The sequence below is a fragment of the Streptomyces sp. NPDC001070 genome (assembly GCF_053598835.1).
The window spans coordinates 15,897-32,171 of record NZ_JBSFLB010000040.1; the positions used below are offsets into that span (position 1 = coordinate 15,897).

Annotated in this window: 14 protein-coding genes; 5 read left to right on the forward strand and 9 right to left on the reverse strand. The window is 71.9% G+C overall.

Going from position 1 to position 16,275, the window contains the following annotated elements:
- The first annotated feature begins 181 nt into the window (after nucleotides 1–181).
- Nucleotides 182–1,060 (forward strand): acetylglutamate kinase, encoded by an 879-nt coding sequence (gene argB / locus ACWDAS_RS35425; RefSeq protein ID WP_450399039.1) that lies wholly within the window; start codon nucleotides 182–184, stop codon nucleotides 1,058–1,060.
- A gap of 13 nt (nucleotides 1,061–1,073) precedes the next feature.
- Here the strand turns inward: argB and ACWDAS_RS35430 are convergent, their stop codons facing one another.
- From ACWDAS_RS35430 to eccD, 6 genes are all read right to left on the reverse strand, one after another.
- A complete protein-coding gene (locus ACWDAS_RS35430) occupies nucleotides 1,074–1,526 on the reverse strand; it encodes a hypothetical protein (RefSeq protein ID WP_450399042.1) in 453 nt (150 codons plus the stop codon).
- Nucleotides 1,527–1,570: 44 nt separating this feature from the next.
- On the reverse strand, nucleotides 1,571–2,323 hold the full coding sequence (gene dapB, locus ACWDAS_RS35435) for a 4-hydroxy-tetrahydrodipicolinate reductase (protein ID WP_450399044.1): 753 nt from the start codon (nucleotides 2,321–2,323) through the stop codon (nucleotides 1,571–1,573).
- A 43-nt stretch (nucleotides 2,324–2,366) separates the two neighbouring features.
- A complete protein-coding gene (locus ACWDAS_RS35440) occupies nucleotides 2,367–3,743 on the reverse strand; it encodes a M16 family metallopeptidase (protein ID WP_450399046.1) in 1,377 nt (458 codons plus the stop codon).
- Nucleotides 3,740–5,962 carry a polyribonucleotide nucleotidyltransferase gene (locus tag ACWDAS_RS35445; RefSeq protein ID WP_450399048.1) on the reverse strand — a complete coding sequence of 741 codons (2,223 nt, stop codon included), beginning with the start codon at nucleotides 5,960–5,962 and terminating at the stop codon, nucleotides 3,740–3,742. The genes ACWDAS_RS35440 and ACWDAS_RS35445 overlap by 4 nt, the downstream gene beginning before the upstream one ends.
- Nucleotides 5,963–6,253: 291 nt before the next feature.
- Nucleotides 6,254–6,541: a 30S ribosomal protein S15 gene (gene rpsO / locus ACWDAS_RS35450; RefSeq protein WP_018562610.1), complete on the reverse strand. Its 288-nt coding sequence runs from the start codon at nucleotides 6,539–6,541 to the stop codon at nucleotides 6,254–6,256.
- A gap of 191 nt (nucleotides 6,542–6,732) precedes the next feature.
- Entirely contained in the window at nucleotides 6,733–8,202 is a 1,470-nt protein-coding gene (eccD, locus tag ACWDAS_RS35455) for a type VII secretion integral membrane protein EccD (RefSeq protein ID WP_450399050.1), read from the reverse strand.
- Nucleotides 8,203–8,497: 295 nt separating this feature from the next.
- Between eccD and eccCa the strand changes: the two genes are divergently transcribed.
- Nucleotides 8,498–12,448 carry a type VII secretion protein EccCa gene (gene eccCa, locus ACWDAS_RS35460; protein WP_450399053.1) on the forward strand — a complete coding sequence of 1,317 codons (3,951 nt, stop codon included), beginning with the start codon at nucleotides 8,498–8,500 and terminating at the stop codon, nucleotides 12,446–12,448.
- Nucleotides 12,449–12,524: 76 nt separating this feature from the next.
- On the opposite strand, the gene ACWDAS_RS35465 is transcribed toward eccCa, so the two are convergent.
- On the reverse strand, nucleotides 12,525–12,944 hold the full coding sequence (locus ACWDAS_RS35465) for a hypothetical protein (RefSeq protein WP_450399056.1): 420 nt from the start codon (nucleotides 12,942–12,944) through the stop codon (nucleotides 12,525–12,527).
- 195 nt (nucleotides 12,945–13,139) lie between these two features.
- On the opposite strand from ACWDAS_RS35465, the gene ACWDAS_RS35470 reads away from it, so the two are divergent.
- A complete protein-coding gene (locus tag ACWDAS_RS35470; protein ID WP_450399059.1) occupies nucleotides 13,140–13,649 on the forward strand; it encodes a cupin domain-containing protein in 510 nt (169 codons plus the stop codon).
- 12 nt (nucleotides 13,650–13,661) lie between these two features.
- Here ACWDAS_RS35470 and ACWDAS_RS35475 read toward each other — a convergent pair whose 3' ends face one another.
- Both ACWDAS_RS35475 and ACWDAS_RS35480 read right to left on the reverse strand, forming a co-directional pair.
- Nucleotides 13,662–14,036, reverse strand: coding sequence for a VOC family protein (locus ACWDAS_RS35475; RefSeq protein WP_450399061.1), 375 nt, complete (start codon nucleotides 14,034–14,036; stop codon nucleotides 13,662–13,664).
- Between the two features lie 114 nt (nucleotides 14,037–14,150).
- On the reverse strand, nucleotides 14,151–14,660 hold the full coding sequence (locus ACWDAS_RS35480; protein ID WP_450399063.1) for a GNAT family N-acetyltransferase: 510 nt from the start codon (nucleotides 14,658–14,660) through the stop codon (nucleotides 14,151–14,153).
- 138 nt (nucleotides 14,661–14,798) lie between these two features.
- Here ACWDAS_RS35480 and ACWDAS_RS35485 point away from each other — a divergent pair, with 138 nt between their 5' ends.
- Nucleotides 14,799–15,203, forward strand: coding sequence for an SRPBCC family protein (locus tag ACWDAS_RS35485; protein ID WP_450399066.1), 405 nt, complete (start codon nucleotides 14,799–14,801; stop codon nucleotides 15,201–15,203).
- 18 nt (nucleotides 15,204–15,221) lie between these two features.
- A complete protein-coding gene (locus ACWDAS_RS35490; RefSeq protein ID WP_450399068.1) occupies nucleotides 15,222–15,917 on the forward strand; it encodes an alpha/beta fold hydrolase in 696 nt (231 codons plus the stop codon).
- Nucleotides 15,918–16,275: the final 358 nt, after the last annotated feature.

A 16,275-nucleotide genomic window follows, 5' to 3' on the forward strand; every position in this document is an offset into this window, starting at 1 on the left:
GGCGCGGGCCGGGACCGTGCGCCCGGGCGCGGCCCCGTTCCGGTGGGCCGATGCGGGGCGTCCGGACGCGGCCCCGGCACGACGCGGGGCGCTGCGCGGCCGACAGCCTTCCGTCATCGCGTGTTCGCCTGCGGCTGTTACGTTCCGGCCGACCCGGCCCGCCGAGGACCTGGAGCGACTCTTGCTCGCACCGCCCCACCCGAACACGCTCCTCACCGCCCCCGGGCCGCTGCCCGCGCTGGAACCGCTGCGGGGCCGCGCCGTCGTCGTGAAGTTCGGCGGCCACGCCATGACCGACGAGGCCCTGCTGCGTTCCTTCGCTCAGGACGTGGTCCGGCTGCGGCAGACCGGGGTGCGGGCCGTGGTGGTGCACGGCGGCGGCCCGCAGATCAGCGCGCAGCTCGACCGGCTGGGCGTGCCCGCCCGGTTCCTCGGCGGCCAGCGGGTCACCACGCCGGAGACCCTGGACGTCGTGCGGATGGTGCTCGCGGGCAAGGTCCAGCGGGAGCTGGTACGGCTGCTCAACGAGCACGGCCCGTATGCCGTCGGCCTCACCGGTGAGGACGCGCACACCCTGACCGCGGTGCGCCGCTACGCCGAGGTCCACGGCGAACTGGTCGACATCGGCCTCGTCGGGGACGTGGCGGAGGTCAACACCGCGGCCGTGGAGGTACTGCTGGACCACGGGCACATCCCGGTGGTCTCCCCGCTCGGCCGGGGAACGGACGGCCAGGTCTACAACGTCAACGCGGACGCGGCCGCCGGTGCGATCGCCGCCGCGCTGGGCGCGGAGGCCCTGGTCGTGCTGACCGACGTGCCCGGGCTGTACGGCGACTGGCCGCGCCGGGACCGGGTGCTGGACCGGCTCACCGCGGGCGAGCTGGAACTGATGCTGCCGTCCCTCGGCGGCGGCATGGTGCCGAAGATGGAGAGCTGCCTGCGCGCGATCCGCGCGGGCGTCCGCACGGCACGGGTCCTGGACGGCCGTTCGCCGCACGCCCTGCTGCGCGCCCTGACAGGCGGCCCCGGGGAGACCGGGACGAGCGTCCTGCCGGGCTGAGGCCGGGCCCCGCTCAGGGGGTCTGCGGCGCCTTCCCGCGCAGGGCGATCGCCCGCTGCATGGCCTTGCGCGCCCGAGGGGTGTCCCGGGCGTCGTGGTAGGCGACCGCGAGCCGGAACCATGTACGCCAGTCCTCCGGCGCGGCCTCCGCCTCCGCCTTGCGCTTGGCGAAGACCGCGTCGGCCGAGTCCCGGTCGATGCGCCCGCTCGGGGTGCGCACCAGCTCGTCCTCGGGGAGTCCGCCCTCGGCCTCCAGCTCCCGGGCCAGCCGGTCCGCGTCGCGCGCGAACTGTGTCGTACGGACCAGGAACCAGGCGCCGACCAGGGGCAGCACCAGCACGGCCACGCCGAGGACCACCGTGACCGGGCGGCCGTCCTGGATCAGCCACACGCCCCGGGCGCCGGCCAGCACGAAGTAGACGACCAGCACGGCCGCGAGGACGAAGTAGGTGATCTTTGCGCGCATGATGGCCGAACCGGCTCTCAGTCTCTGTCTCGGTCTTCGGTCTGTCAGTCGAGGTCCATGAAGTGCTCCAGGCCGAAGGTGAGCCCCGGCGTGGAGACGACCCGCCGCACGCCGAGCAGCACGCCAGGCATGAAGGAGGAACGGTTCATGGAGTCGTGACGGATGGTGAGGATCTCGCCGGCGTCACCGAAGAGCACCTCCTGGTGGGCGACGAGCCCGCGCAGCCGCACCGCGTGTACGGGCACCCCCTCGACGTCGGCGCCGCGCGCGCCGTCGAGCGCGGTGGTGGTGGCGTCCGGCTGCTCGCCGAGCCCGGCCTCACGGCGGGCGTCGGCGATCAGCTGGGCGGTGCGGACGGCCGTGCCGCTGGGGGCGTCGACCTTGTCCGGGTGGTGCAGCTCGACGATCTCCGCCGACTCGAAGAACCGGGCCGCCTGGCGCGCGAAGCGCATGGCCAGGACCGCCCCGATGCCGAAGTTCGGCGCGATGAGGACACCGGTCCCCTGCGCCGCGCCGAGCCAGCCGCGCAGGGTGTCCAGGCGCTCGTCGGTCCAGCCGGTGGTGCCGACGACGGCGTGGATGCCGTGCCGCAGGCAGAAGTCGAGGTTGCCCATGACCGAGCCGGGGGTGGTCAGTTCGACCGCGACCTGGGCACCGTTCTCGGCCAGCGACTCCAGCTTGTCCTCGCGGCCGAGCGCGGCCACCAGCTCCAGGTCGTCCGCGGCCTCGACCGCCTTGACCGCCTCGGCGCCCATGCGGCCGCGGGCCCCGATCACACCCACGCGGATCTTGCTCATCGTTCCAGTCCTCCGGTCGAACGGTCGAGACGGTCGGTACGGCTCAGGCGACGGACTCGTGCAGGCGGGCGGCCTGCCGGTCCTTCAGCGGGCCTATGACGGCCAGCGACGGACGCTGTCCCAGGACGTCGCGGGCGACCGCGCGCACCTCCTCGGGCGTCACCGAGGCGATCCGCTCCAGTGTGGCGTCCACCGACATCTGCTCGCCCCAGCACAGCTCGCTCTTGCCGATCCGGTTCATCAGGGCGCCGGTGTCCTCCAGGCTCAGCACGGTCGAGCCGGAGAACTGCCCGATGGCGCGGACCAGCTCCTCGTCGCTCAGCCCGTGCTCGGCGACCTGGTTCAGCTCCTCGCGGCAGATCTTCAGTACCTCGTGGACGCGGCGCGGCTGGCACCCCGCGTACACCCCGAAGAGCCCGCAGTCCGCGAAGGACGAGGTGTACGAGTACACGCTGTAGGCGAGCCCGCGCTTCTCGCGGACCTCCTGGAAGAGCCGGGAGCTCATCCCGCCGCCGAGCGCCGTGTTGAGCACGCCCAGCGCCCAGCGCCGCTCGTCGTGCCGGGACAGCCCCGGCATGCCGAGCACGACGTGGGCCTGCTCGGTGCGGCGCTCCAGCAGTTCCACGCGGCCCTGGCCGCGGATCGTGCGGTCGCCGCCGCGCGGCGGACGGGGCACCGCCTCGGGGTCACGGAGGGCGCCCGCGTCCTCGAAGGCCCTGCGGACCTGGCGGACGACGGTGGCGTGGTCGATGTTGCCGGCGGCGGCGACGACCAGCCGCGTCGGGTCGTAGTGCTTCCGGTAGAAGCGGGCGACCTGGTCGCGGGTGAGCGCGTTGATGGTGTCGACGGTGCCGAGGACGGGCCTGCCCAGCGGGGAGTCGCCCAGCATGGCGGTGGCGAACAGGTCGTGGACCTGGTCACCGGGGTCGTCCTCGGTCATGGCGATCTCCTCCAGGACGACACCGCGCTCGGCGTCGATGTCCTCCTGGCGGATCAGGGAACCGGTGAGCATGTCGCTGACCACGTCGATGGCGAGCGGCAGGTCGGTGTCGAGGACACGCGCGTAGTAGCACGTGTACTCCTTGGCCGTGAAGGCGTTCATCTCGCCGCCGACCGCGTCGATCGCCGAGGAGATGTCCAGTGCGCTGCGCCGGGCGGTGCCCTTGAAGAGCAGGTGCTCCAGGTAGTGCGTGGCGCCGTTCAGGGACGGGGTCTCGTCGCGGGAGCCGACGCCCACCCAGATGCCGAACGTCGCGGAGCGCACGGTCGGCAGGGTCTCGGTGACGACCCGCAGGCCCCCGGGGAGCACGCTGCGCCGCACCGTGCCGATCCCGTCGGCACCGGGCAGCAGGGTCTGCGTGCGGACGGCCCGCCCCTTGGTGGAGGGGCGGGCCGTCACGCGTGTGGAGCGGGTGGTCACTTCTCGGACGCGTCCTCGGTCTTGTCCTCGGACGCCTCGTCCTCCTCGATGACCGGGATCAGCGACAGCTTGCCGCGCTGGTCGATCTCGGCGATCTCGACCTGGACCTTGGAGCCCACGGCGAGGACGTCCTCGACGTTCTCGACGCGCTTGCCGCCGGCCAGCTTGCGGATCTGCGAGATGTGCAGCAGGCCGTCCTTGCCCGGGAGCAGGGAGACGAAGGCACCGAAGGTGGTGGTCTTCACGACCGTGCCCAGGTAGCGCTCGCCGACCTCGGGCATCGTCGGGTTGGCGATGCCGTTGATGGTGGCGCGGGCGGCCTCGGCCGAGGGACCGTCGGCGGCACCGATGTAGATGGTGCCGTCGTCCTCGATGGTGATCTCGGCGCCGGTGTCCTCCTGGATCTGGTTGATCATCTTGCCCTTGGGGCCGATGACCTCACCGATCTTGTCCACCGGGATCTTGACGGTGATGATGCGCGGGGCGTTCGGCGACATCTCGTCCGGAGTGTCGATCGCCTCCATCATCACGTCGAGGATGTGCAGACGGGCGTCGCGGGCCTGCTTGAGGGCCGCGGCCAGGACCGACGCCGGGATGCCGTCGAGCTTGGTGTCCAGCTGCAGGGCGGTGACGAACTGCTTGGTGCCGGCGACCTTGAAGTCCATGTCGCCGAACGCGTCCTCCGCGCCGAGGATGTCGGTGAGGGTGACGTAGTGGGTCTCGCCCTCGATCTCCTGGGAGATCAGGCCCATCGCGATGCCGGCGACGGGGGCCTTCAGCGGCACACCGGCGTTCAGCAGCGACATGGTGGAGGCGCAGACCGAGCCCATCGACGTGGAGCCGTTGGAGCCCAGCGCCTCGGAGACCTGGCGGATCGCGTAGGGGAACTCCTCGCGGGCCGGGAGCACCGGGATCAGCGCCCGCTCGGCCAGCGCGCCGTGGCCGATCTCGCGGCGCTTGGGGGAGCCGACGCGGCCGGTCTCGCCGGTGGAGTACGGCGGGAAGTTGTAGTTGTGCATGTAGCGCTTGCGCGTCTCGGGCGACAGCGTGTCCAGCTGCTGCTCCATGCGCAGCATGTTCAGCGTGGTGACGCCCAGGATCTGGGTCTCGCCGCGCTCGAACAGCGCCGAGCCGTGCACCCGCGGGATCGCCTCGACCTCGGCGGCCAGGGTGCGGATGTCGGTGACGCCGCGGCCGTCGATGCGGACCTTGTCCTTGATGACGCGCTCACGGACCAGCTTCTTGGTCAGCGAGCGGTAGGCGGCGGAGATCTCCTTCTCGCGGCCCTCGAACTGCGGCAGCAGCTTCTCGGCGGCGAGGCCCTTGACACGGTCCAGCTCGGCCTCGCGGGCCTGCTTGCCGGCGATGGTCAGCGCCTGCTTGAGCTCGTCGGCGACGGCGGACTCGAGCGCCTCGAAGACGTCGTCCTGGTAGTCCAGGAAGATCGGGAACTCGGCGGTCTCCTTGGCGGCCTTGGACGCCAGGTCGGCCTGCGCCTTGCACAGCACCTTGATGAAGGGCTTGGAGGCCTCCAGGCCCGCCGCGACGACCTCCTCGGTCGGCGCCTCGGCGCCGCCCTCGACGAGCTTGATCGTCTTGTCGGTGGCCTCGGCCTCGACCATCATGATCGCGACGTCGCCGTCCTCGAGGGTGCGGCCGGCCACGACCATGTCGAAGACGGCCTCCTCCAGCTCGCTGTGGGTCGGGAAGGCGACCCACTGGCCGCGGATCAGCGCGACGCGGACGCCGCCGATCGGGCCGGAGAACGGCAGGCCGGCCAGCTGCGTGGAGCAGGAGGCGGCGTTGATGGCGACCACGTCGTAGAGGTGGTCGGGGTTGAGCGCCATGACCGTCGCCACGACCTGGATCTCGTTGCGCAGGCCCTTCTTGAAGGACGGGCGCAGCGGGCGGTCGATCAGGCGGCAGGTGAGGATCGCGTCCTCGGAGGGACGGCCCTCGCGGCGGAAGAAGGAGCCGGGGATCCGCCCGGCCGCGTACATGCGCTCCTCGACGTCCACCGTCAGCGGGAAGAAGTCGAGCTGGTCCTTCGGGTGCTTCGAGGCGGTGGTGGCCGACAGCACCATGGTGTCGTCGTCCAGGTAGGCCACGGCGGAGCCGGCGGCCTGACGGGCCAGACGGCCCGTCTCGAAGCGGATCGTACGGGTGCCGAAGCTGCCGTTGTCGATCACGGCCTCGGCGTAGTGGGTCTCGTTCTCCACTATGGGGATTCTCCTCTTTCGTGCCCCCGAGCGTCTTCCCGGGAGCCGTCGGTGGAGGGGCGTCCGCCGGGCCGGTCTTCGATCGAAGCCACCGGGACGTACGTGCTGCCCGGGGGCCACTACCGAGGACCGGCTCTGGTGGCGTTTAGGAGGACGCTCCCTCCGCATGCTCTATGGCGTTGTGTATGGGACCAGACTACAAAGCTTCGGCCCCGGTCTCGCGCCCAGCGCGGTCCCGTACGTACGCCAAGGGAGCGGCTCCCGGACGGGAACCGCTCCCTTTACGGCGTCTCAGCGGGCGCCGGCGGCGCCGCGGCGGATGCCGAGGCGGTCGACGAGCGCACGGAAGCGCTGGATGTCCTTCTTGGCCAGGTACTGCAGCAGGCGGCGGCGCTGGCCGACCAGGATCAGCAGACCACGACGGGAGTGGTGGTCGTGCTTGTGGGTCTTGAGGTGCTCGGTCAGGTCAGAGATGCGGCGCGAGAGCAGCGCGACCTGGACCTCGGGGGAGCCGGTGTCGCCCTCCTTGGTGCCGAACTCGGCGATGATCTGCTTCTTCGTCGCGACGTCGAGCGACATACGGTCTCCTTGTGGTGTCGTTGCCTCCGAGCGCCCCTGGTCTGCGTCACAAGGGAAGCTGCGATGACTCGGAAGGCGGGACGCGCCGCCTTCGGGCGGACGCATCGATTACACAGAGTACCACCCCGGGCCCGGTGCGATGTCCGGGCCCGGGGTGGCGGGCGCCCAGGGCGGCTGCGGGGAGGCCCGGCTCAGCCGCTGGTCATGCCGCGGGCCTCGGCGTACAGGTCGAGGACCGCGAGGGCGAGCGGGATCAGGGAGAGCAGCACGGTCGCCTCGGCGAGGTCGAGCATCCGGCCCCAGAAGGGGGTGACGCCCTTGCTCGGGACGATGAGCGCGATCGCGAGCAGCAGGGCCGCGCCCAGGGCCACCGCGGCCGACAGCCACACGGTGCGGATCTCGAGCGAGGAGTGGTTGCCGCGCAGCAGGTCGGTGAGGACGTCGGTCGGCAGGTTGAGGGAGAGGCCGATGATCAGCAGCCCGACGGTGATCACACCGGCGACCATCAGCGTCACGACCTGCGAGGTGTAGCGGAACAGCCGGGCGCGCATCAGCGTCGCCAGGCCCATGGCGAGGGCGAGCAGCTGCGCCCAGGAGTTGTCGGAGAATCCGAGAACGACACCGGCGGAGCCGACGATCGCGGCGGCGCACCCGCCGACCAGGCCGAGCAGCAGCTCGTGGCCGCGGCGGGCCTGGTTGGTGATCCGCTCGAAGTCGACCGGTTCCTCCTCGCCCTGCCGCTCGGCGTCGCCGCGGTGCCGGGCCTGGACCTGGTCGGGCGAGCGGAAGCCGATGGGCAGCCGGGCGAAGCGGGCGGACCAGCCGGGCAGGAAGCCGATGACGGCGATCATGACGACGGCGGTGACGGCGGCGGCCTCACGCGGCGCGGCCTCGGTGAGGATCGCCACGAAGGTGGCGAGGGTGCCGACGGCGGCGGTGAAGGAGGCCGCGACGAACGGCGCGTCCCCCTGCGGCAGCATCAGCACGAGCAGCACCGCGGCGCCGAGCACGACGACGCAGCCGATGAGGAAGTGCAGGCGACCGGGTCCCTCGTTCCTGCCGACGCCCATGATCCCGGAGCCCGCGACCAGCAGCAGCGGCAGCGAGGCCAGGCCGAGGGCGACGGCGGAGGCGCGGTCGTCGTACACGCGGGCGCGCACCGCGGAGAGAGCGACCAGCACCAGGCCCGCGGCACCGGCGAGGACGCCGGGCAGGCCGTGCATGTCGTGCTTGACGGGCTCGGAGAACCAGAGCACGAAGGCCATGAGGGCGAGCAGGATGACGCCCGCGGTCAGGCCCACGCCGCGCATGAGGCCGTCGTTCCAGCTGCGGCGGTCGGTCTGGACCGCGGCGGCGACGGCGTCGACGACATCGTCGAAGACGGCGGGCGGCAGCGAGTCCGCGAACGGACGCAGCAGCAGCAACTCGCCGTCGTGGACGCGCTGTTCGGCCAGGGACAGGGTGTCGTCGAGGACACTGCCGTCACGGCGGACCAAGTTGTAGCCGGTGGGGGCGGCTTCGTCGGGCGTCTGGCCCGACAGGCGCAGTATCTCTGGATGGATGTCGGAGAGCGGCACGTCCTCGGGGAGTGCCACATCGATCCGGCTGTTCGGCGCCGCCACCGTGACTCTGCAGAATCCCGTTGCTGAGATCGTGCTCACCTGGAGTAGTCCCCCTCGTCCGGTGATGGGTGGGTTGGGGTGAGGTCCACGCGGCCGTCCAGGGTCGGACCCCCGTTCCGCGCTTCGCGATCCGTCACCCTACCGGGTGCCCCAAGTCCCTTGTCCCTCACCCGTCCCAGTGCCCCGCGCCTGTCATGCCCAGTAGGATCGCCACCTGCCTGTGGTCCGATGCCCGCCCCGCGCGGGGCGGAGCGCGACCGGGACGTGTCATACGGGGGACCGTCGCCACGGGGGCGGCCCGAAACTGCGATTCGCGTGAAGGACTGGTGCATCGGTGAGCGTGGTCGTCATCAAGCGCCCGCCGCGGGTTTACCCGCCGGAGGTGCCGAGTGAGGAGGTACGGCTCGAAGCCCCGCCCGAACTGCCGCGCGGCGAGGACCAGGGCCTGCTGATGAATCTGCTGCCCATGCTGGGCATGGGTTCGTCGGCGGCCTTCTTCTTCCTGCCCACGGGCACCGGGGGGTCCGGCGGGTTCATGAAGATCATGGGCGTGCTCATGATGGGCTCCACCGTGGCGATGGTGGTGGCCCAGATCGTGCGTGCCCGCAAGGGGCCGTCCGGGCAGATGGCGGAGGCCCGCCGGGACTACCTGAAGTACCTGGCGCAGGTGCGCCGCGGGGTGCGCAAGACCGCCCGCAGGCAGCGCGACGCGCAGTATTACCTGCACCCGGCGCCCGAACAGCTGTGGGCGCTGGTCGCCGAGGGCTCGCGGGTGTGGGAACGCCGGTCCACCGACCCGGACTTCGCGCAGGTGCGGGTGGGCCTCGGCCCGCAGCAGCTGTCGACGCCGCTGGTCGCGCCGGAGACCGCCCCGGTGGACGAACTGGAGCCGCTCACCGCGCACTCGATGCAGCAGTTCATCGCGGCGCACGGCTCGCTGGACAACCTGCCGCTGGCGGTGGGGCTGCGCTCCTTCTACCACGTGACGATCTCCGGGGACCCGGACACCGTCTACGGGCAGACCCGCTCCATCGTGGGGCAGCTGTGCTCCCTGCACTCCCCGGAGGACATGGTCGTCGCCGTCGTGGCGGCGCCCGGCGCCCAGTCGGAGTGGGAGTGGGCCAAGTGGCTGCCGCACGCGCAGCACAAGGAGCACGACGGCGCGGGATCGCGCCGCCTGATATGCGGCGACCTCGGCGAGGTCGAGGAGCTGCTGGCGGACGAGCTGGACGGCCGGCCGCGCTTCAACCGCGAGGGCCAGCCGGTGCTGGACCAGCCGCACGTGGTACTCGTGCTGGACGGCGGCGGAGTGCCCGCGGACTCGGTGATCGCCTCCGCCGAGGGCCTGCAGGGCGTCACGATCCTGGAGGTCGTCCCGGGTGAACTGGACGAGCTGCGCGGCTCGCTGTCCATCCAGGTGTGGCCCGACCAGCTGTACCTGGAGGCCGGGGCCGGCACCTTCACGGGCACCCCTGACGTGCTCTCCCCGGTGCAGGCCGAGTCGCTGGCGCGGCAGCTCGCGCCGCTGCGGCTGGGTGCTGCGGACGCCGACGAACCGCTGCTGGCGAACCTGGACTTCACCGATCTGATGGGCATCGGCGACGCGTCATCCGTGGATGTCTCGCGGACCTGGCGTCCACGAACCCTTCACGAGCGGCTGCGCGTGCCGATCGGCCTGGGCGAGACCGGCGAGCCGGTCATGCTGGACGTCAAGGAGGCCTCGCAGGAGGGCATGGGCCCGCACGGCCTGTGTGTCGGCGCCACCGGTTCCGGCAAGTCCGAGCTGCTGCGCACGCTCGTCCTGGGCCTGGCCGTGACGCACTCCTCGGAGACGCTCAACTTCGTCCTCGCGGACTTCAAGGGCGGTGCGACCTTCACCGGCATGGGCACCATGCCGCACGTGTCGGCGGTCATCACCAACCTCGCCGACGAGCTCACCCTCGTGGACCGCATGCGCGACTCCATCACCGGTGAGCTGACCCGCCGCCAGGAACTGCTGCGGCAGGCCGGCAACTACGCCAACATCACCGACTACGAGAAGGCGCGCGCGGCGGGCGCGGCGCTCGACCCGCTGCCCTCACTCGTCCTGATCATCGACGAGTTCTCCGAGTTGCTGGCCGCCAAGCCGGACTTCATCGAGATGTTCATCCAGATCGGCCGCATCGGCCGTTCGCTGGGTGTGCACATGCTGCTGGCCTCGCAGCGCCTGGAGGAGGGCAAGCTGCGCGGCCTGGACACCTTCCTGTCGTACCGCATCGGTCTGCGGACCTTCTCCGCCGCCGAATCGCGCACAGCGATCGGCGTCCCGGACGCGTACCACCTGCCCAACGTCCCCGGCGCGGGCATCCTGAAGTACGGCACCGACACGATGGTGCAGTTCAAGGCCGCGTACGTGTCGGGCACCTACCGGGCGCCGGGCACCCGGACGGCGAGCGGGGCGCGCATCGACCGCTCCCCCGTGCTGTTCACGGCCTCCCCCGTCCCCGTGCGGATCATCACCGAGCCGGAGCCGCAGACGCGCTCGGGGCAGGTGGACGACGCGCTCGCCGACACCGTGCTGGACGTCATCGTGGGCCGGCTGGAGGGACAGGGCCCGCCCGCGCATCAGGTGTGGCTGCCGCCGCTGGACGAGCCGTTCAGCGTGGACCAGGTGCTGCCGCCGCTGACGGTGAGCGCCGAGCGCGGTCTGCACGCCGACGGCTACACCGCCACCGGAAAGCTCACCGTGCCGGTGGGCCTGGTGGACAAGCCCTTCGAGCAGCGCCGTGACGTCATGTACGCGGACCTGTCGAGCTCCGGCGGTCACGCGCTGATCGTCGGCGGCCCGCAGTCCGGCAAGTCGACGCTGGTCCGTACCCTGATCGCGTCCTTCGCGCTCACCCACACCCCGAAGGAAGTGCAGTTCTACGCGCTGGACTTCGGCGGTGGCGGCATGCTCGCCCTGGACGGGCTGGCACACGTCGGCGGGGTCGCCTCGCGTCTGGACGCGGAGAAGGTCCGCCGTACGGTGGCCGAGGTGCACGGCATCCTGGACGCCCGCGAGGAGTTCTTCCGCGCCAACGTCATCGACTCCATGAACACCTTCCGCTCCCGGCGGGCGTCGGGGCACTTCCCCGACCAGCCGTGGGGCGACGTGTTCCTCGTCATCGACGGCTGGGGCACGTTCAAGACCGACTACGAGCAGCTCGACCCGGTCATCAACGACATCGCCACCCGCGGTCTGGGCTTCGGCATCCACCTGGTCGTCACCGCCACCCGCTACACCGAGATCCGGCCCGCGCTGCGCGACCAGATCCTCAGCCGGCTGGAGCTGCGGCTCGGCGACCCGATGGAGTCCGAGTTCGACCGCCGGCGCGCCGAGAACGTACCGGTCGGCAAGCCGGGCCGCGGGCTCTCGCCGGAGAAGCTGGACTACCTGGCGGCGCTGCCGCGCGTCGACGCCTCGTCGAACGTGGAGGACCTGTCCGAGGGCATGGCGCAGTTCGTGGCCACGGTCAACGCGGGCTGGTCCGGTCCGACCGCGCCCAAGGTGCGGATGCTGCCGACGATGCTGCCGTCGACCGAGCTGCCCAAGGGCGGCGACTTCTCCGACCGCGGCATCGCGATCGGCGTCGACGAGCTCACCCTGTCTCCGGTCTTCGTGGACTTCGAGACCGACCCGCTGTTCGTGATCTACGGCGAGAGCGAGTCCGGGAAGTCCTCGCTGCTGCGGCTCATCGCCAAGCAGGTCAGCGAGCGCTACGAGCCCGGCAAGGCGCTGTTCGTGGTCTCCGACTTCCGCCGGGCGCTGCTCGGCCAGGTCCCGGACAGCCACGTGTACAAGTACTGCGCCTCCGGGCCGCAGCTGCAGGAGGTCATGGAGTCGCTGGCCGGCTCCATGGGCCGCCGGATGCCCGGCCAGGACGTCACGCCCGAGCAGCTGCGCAACCGCAGCTGGTACAGCGAGCCGGACGCCTGGATCTTCGTGGACGACTACGACCTGGTCGCGACCTCGATGGGCAATCCGATGCAGGTGCTGATGGAGTACCTGCCGTTCGCCCGCGACCTGGGCCTGCGCATCGTCCTGTCACGCAGCACCTCGGGGGCCTCGCGGTCCTCCTTCGAGCCCTTCCTCACCCGGGTCAAGGAATTGGGCGCGACCGGCGTCCTGCTCTCCGGCGACCCGGGCGAGGGTCCGATCTTCGGCAACGTCAAGGCGGCGAAACTTCCCCCTGGCCGGGCGCAGTTCATCACGCGGCGCCGCGGCAACCAGCTCATCCAGACCGGCTTCCTGCCGGAGAGCTGATCCGGCACCGGCGCGCACGCGCCGGGCACGCGCAGTGGGGGCGGGCCGTCGGCCCGCCCCCGCTGCGCGTTCTCGCTCAGTCCCGCGGGGCCGGCGGCCGGTACGCGGGCGGGACGTCCCGGGGATCGCGGCGGACGGCGGCGGGGCGCGAGCCGTCCGAGGCCGCCTCGTCCTCGCGGGCCTCCTCCTCCGCTGCCTGCTGCTCGAACCAGCGCCGCGCGCGCTCCTCCTGCGCCGCCCGCTCCTCGGGCGTCATCCGTTCGTCGGCCCGCTTCAGCTCGGCCATGCGGTCGCCGATCGCCCCGAGGTAGGCGCCGGAACCCAGGGCCTCGCGCATGCCGAGGCGGCCGGAGAGCACCTCCCGCGCCATCTCCTTGAGCGTGCCGTCCGCGTTGGGGTTGTCGGCGAGCGTCCTGAGCGCCTTGTGCAGCCGGCGGGCCTGCGCCGGGTCGTCGGCGACGTCCATCAGGTCCGCGTCGCTGATCTCCTTGCTCATCGGATCCGTTCCCCCGGTGGTGAGTGTCGTGAGAAGAGTGTGCATGCCATGGTGCCACCAGGGTCGGGAGGCCGGGCCGGCCACGGACACGCTTCGTCAACCTTTCGGCCGTCCTTCCCGGAGCGCTGATCCGTGTTCGTCGATCTGATGTGGCACGGTCTGTCTGACCGATGCCGAAGGAGGCGACGACCGATCATGTCCTACCCGGAGCCCCGCTACCTCGGAGAACAGGGTGAGATCAGCGCGCTGTTCCGCTCCGCCGACACCTCCCCCGAGCTGATCGCGCCCTCGGGCAACCGCACCCACTACCTCGCCACGCACGCCTCGACGAGCGGCGAGTTCGGTCTCTACCGGATCGACATGAGACCGGGCTCCCCAGGCCCCAGCACCCACTTCCACCGGTCGATCTCGGAGTCCTTCTTCGTCCTCTCCGGGGCGGTGCAGCTCTTCGACGGCGAGCGGTGGATCACCGCCCGCCCGGGCGACTTCCTCCACGTGCCCGCCGGAGGGCTGCACGCCTTCCAGAACGACACCGACGAGCCGGCGTCGATGCTGCTGCTCTTCGCGCCCGGCGCGCCCCGGGAGGAGTACTTCGAGAAGGCCGGTGAGATGGCGCTGCGCGGCGGCGAGGAGTTCCGGGAGTTCCTGCTGCGCCACGACAGCTACTTCGTGGACCCGCCGCAGGTCGGGCCCGAGCCGCTGTGACGCGTGCGGCGGTCAGCCGAAGCTCTTGTCGATGACGCAGAAGCGGTTGCCCTCGGTGTCGGCCAGGACGACGAAGTCGGGATCCTCCGGGTAGAGGTCCCAGTCGACCCGCCGGGCCCCGAGGGCGACGAGCCGCTCCACCTGGGCCGCCTGGTCGGCGGCGTCGTCCGCGTACAGGTCGAGGTGGACCCGGGGACGCTCCTGCACCGGGGTCCCGCTCAGGCCGAGGGCGATCCCCGGGCCGGCCGCGCCCCCGGCGGGCACCAGCACGGCCCAGTCGTCCGCCACCTGCCCGTCGCGGGGCACATAGCCGAGGGCGGCGCCCCAGAAGGCGGCCGCACGCCGCACGTCCGCGACACCGAGCACGATCGTCCCGAGGTTCAGCACGGTTCGATTGTGGCAGCAGTGCTCGTCCCCGCCCCGCTCGACGCGTACGGCACGCTCACCTGCGACTGGCGCGACGGCGACCTGTGGTGACCTTCGTGGTGACCGCGGCCGGCCTCACGGGGCGTACAGCTCGAGCCGCCAGTCGTTGCAGCGGATGGGATGTCCGGGCGGGTACTCGAAGTCGCACTCCTCCACCAGTGTGAAGCCGAGTTTGCGGCAGATCGCGTTCGAGGGGAGGTTGTCGACCTTGGGGAAGGCGTGCAGGAAGCGCGGGCCCTTCTCGGCCGCCGCGCGGGCGATGACGGCCTCCCCGGCGGCCACGGCGACGCCGCGCCCCTGGAACTCGGGCAGGACGCCCCAGCCGGTCTCGTACACCGTGCCGCCCCGCCAGGCCTTCTCCCAGTAGCCGGTGCTGCCCGCCGGGACCCCCTCGGGCAGCAGGACGATGCTGAACATCCCGCCGCCGCCCTCGCCGCCGCTCGCCAGATACCGCTCGTGTCTGACCAGCAGCTGCTCCTCCGTCTCCGGGCCGCCCAGATGCCGCATCATCTCGGGCGCGTTCGCCCGGCGCAGCAGGGCGAGGTCGCCCTCCGCCCACGGTTCGATCCTCACCTGCGCGGCCATCGCCTGCTCCCCTCGTCGCTCCCACCGATCACACCACACGGGTCCGACAACGCCACCGATGAGTTTCGCCGGCCCGCCCGGTCTCATTCCCCGAAGCCGTTCCGCAGTGGCACGGCTCCACCCGGAAAGGGCAGCACCATGAACGACATCACCATCACCCGGATCTTCGACGCCCCGCTCGCCAAGGTCTGGAAGGTGTGGACCGAGGCGGAGTACTTCGCCCAGTGGTTCGGCGCCCCACTGCCCACCGTCGCCAGCGACGTCCGCCCCGGCGGTGCCTGGCGCGCCACGGTCACCACCCCGCAGGGCGAGATGCCGCTCAGCGGCGTCTACCGCGAGGTGGTGGAGCACGAGCGGCTGGTGTGGACGATGGACGTACCCGGCGCGCCCGAGATCGTCATGGACGCCTGCTTCACCGACCGGGGCGACAAGACCGAGGTCGTCTACCACCAGCCCGGCGTCCCGGAGGAGCACTGCGCCGAGGCCGAGGCCGGAGCGAACCACATCCTCGACAGCTTCGCCTCCGTCCTGGCGAAGGCCTGACGGGGAGGGCCGGCGATCGTGACGGCGACGACCTTCGTCCTGATCCCCGGAGCGGGCGGCGGCACCTGGTACTGGCACCTCCTCGTGCCCGAACTGCGCCGCCGCGGCCACGACGCGGTCGCGGTGGACCTCCCCACCGCGGACGACTCCGCGGGGCTCGAGGAGTACGCGGACGCGGTCGTGGCCGCCGCCGGCGACCGCGCGCCCCTGGTGCTGGTCGCCCAGTCGATGGCCGGCTTCAGCGCTCCGCTCGCCTGCGACCGGCTGAAGGACCGGGTCGCACTGCTCGTCCTGGTCAACGCAATGTTCCCGGCCCCCGGCGAGACCGCGGGCGACTGGTGGGCCGCCACGGGGCAGACCGAGGCCCGACGCGCCCTCGACCTCGCCGAGGGGCGCCCGGTGGACGGGGAGTTCGATCCCCTGGTCACCTTCTTCCACGACCTGCCGCGGCCCGTGGTCGACGAGGCGCTCGGCCAGGAGCACCGTCAGTCCGACACCCCGTTCGGCATCCCCTTCCCCCTGCCCGCCTGGCCGGACGTCGCCACGCGGGTCGTCGTGGGGCGCGACGACCGGCTGTTCCCCGCCGGCTTCCAGCAGCGCGTCGCACGGGAACGGCTCGGCGCCGAGGCGGACGTCCTGCCGGGCGGGCACCTGGTGGCGCTCGCCAACCCGGTCGGGCTCGCGGAGCTGCTGGTGGGCTATCTGCCGGGCTGAGGCACGGTACGCCGCTTGCCTGCGCCCGCTCTCCGACGGGGCCGTACGGAGAACGGGCGCACGCTCACCCCGCGGGGCGGACCGTCTTGGACAGCCGCAGGCCGCCGGGGCTCCACCGGTCCCGCCCGGTGCCCTTCGTCTCGGCCGACCAGCCTGTGCGTCGGCGAGTTCGCCCTGCGTCGCGCAGTACTGACCCGCAAGACGCAGCGCCGGGTCGGCGGCGGCCTGGTTGCAGGCGGACGTCGCGCGGTCGCAGGCTCCCTGCCCGGCCTTCTCCCCCGCCTTGGCGGCCTTGGCCTCCGCCTCGTACTCCCGCGCCTTCTGCTGGCACTCGGCCGGCTTCGAACGCCACGACGAC

Bases quoted from the DNA above. Each gene is read 5' to 3' on its own strand.
- ACWDAS_RS35430 (WP_450399042.1), bottom strand. From the start codon at position 1,526: ATGCGCGCAAAGATCACCTACTTCGTCCTCGCGGCCGTGCTGGTCGTC.
- dapB (WP_450399044.1), bottom strand. From the start codon at position 2,323: ATGAGCAAGATCCGCGTGGGTGTGATCGGGGCCCGCGGCCGCATGGGC.
- rpsO (WP_018562610.1), bottom strand. From the start codon at position 6,541: ATGTCGCTCGACGTCGCGACGAAGAAGCAGATCATCGCCGAGTTCGGC.
- ACWDAS_RS35465 (WP_450399056.1), bottom strand. From the start codon at position 12,944: ATGAGCAAGGAGATCAGCGACGCGGACCTGATGGACGTCGCCGACGAC.
- ACWDAS_RS35470 (WP_450399059.1), top strand. From the start codon at position 13,140: ATGTCCTACCCGGAGCCCCGCTACCTCGGAGAACAGGGTGAGATCAGC.
- ACWDAS_RS35480 (WP_450399063.1), bottom strand. From the start codon at position 14,660: ATGGCCGCGCAGGTGAGGATCGAACCGTGGGCGGAGGGCGACCTCGCC.
- ACWDAS_RS35485 (WP_450399066.1), top strand. From the start codon at position 14,799: ATGAACGACATCACCATCACCCGGATCTTCGACGCCCCGCTCGCCAAG.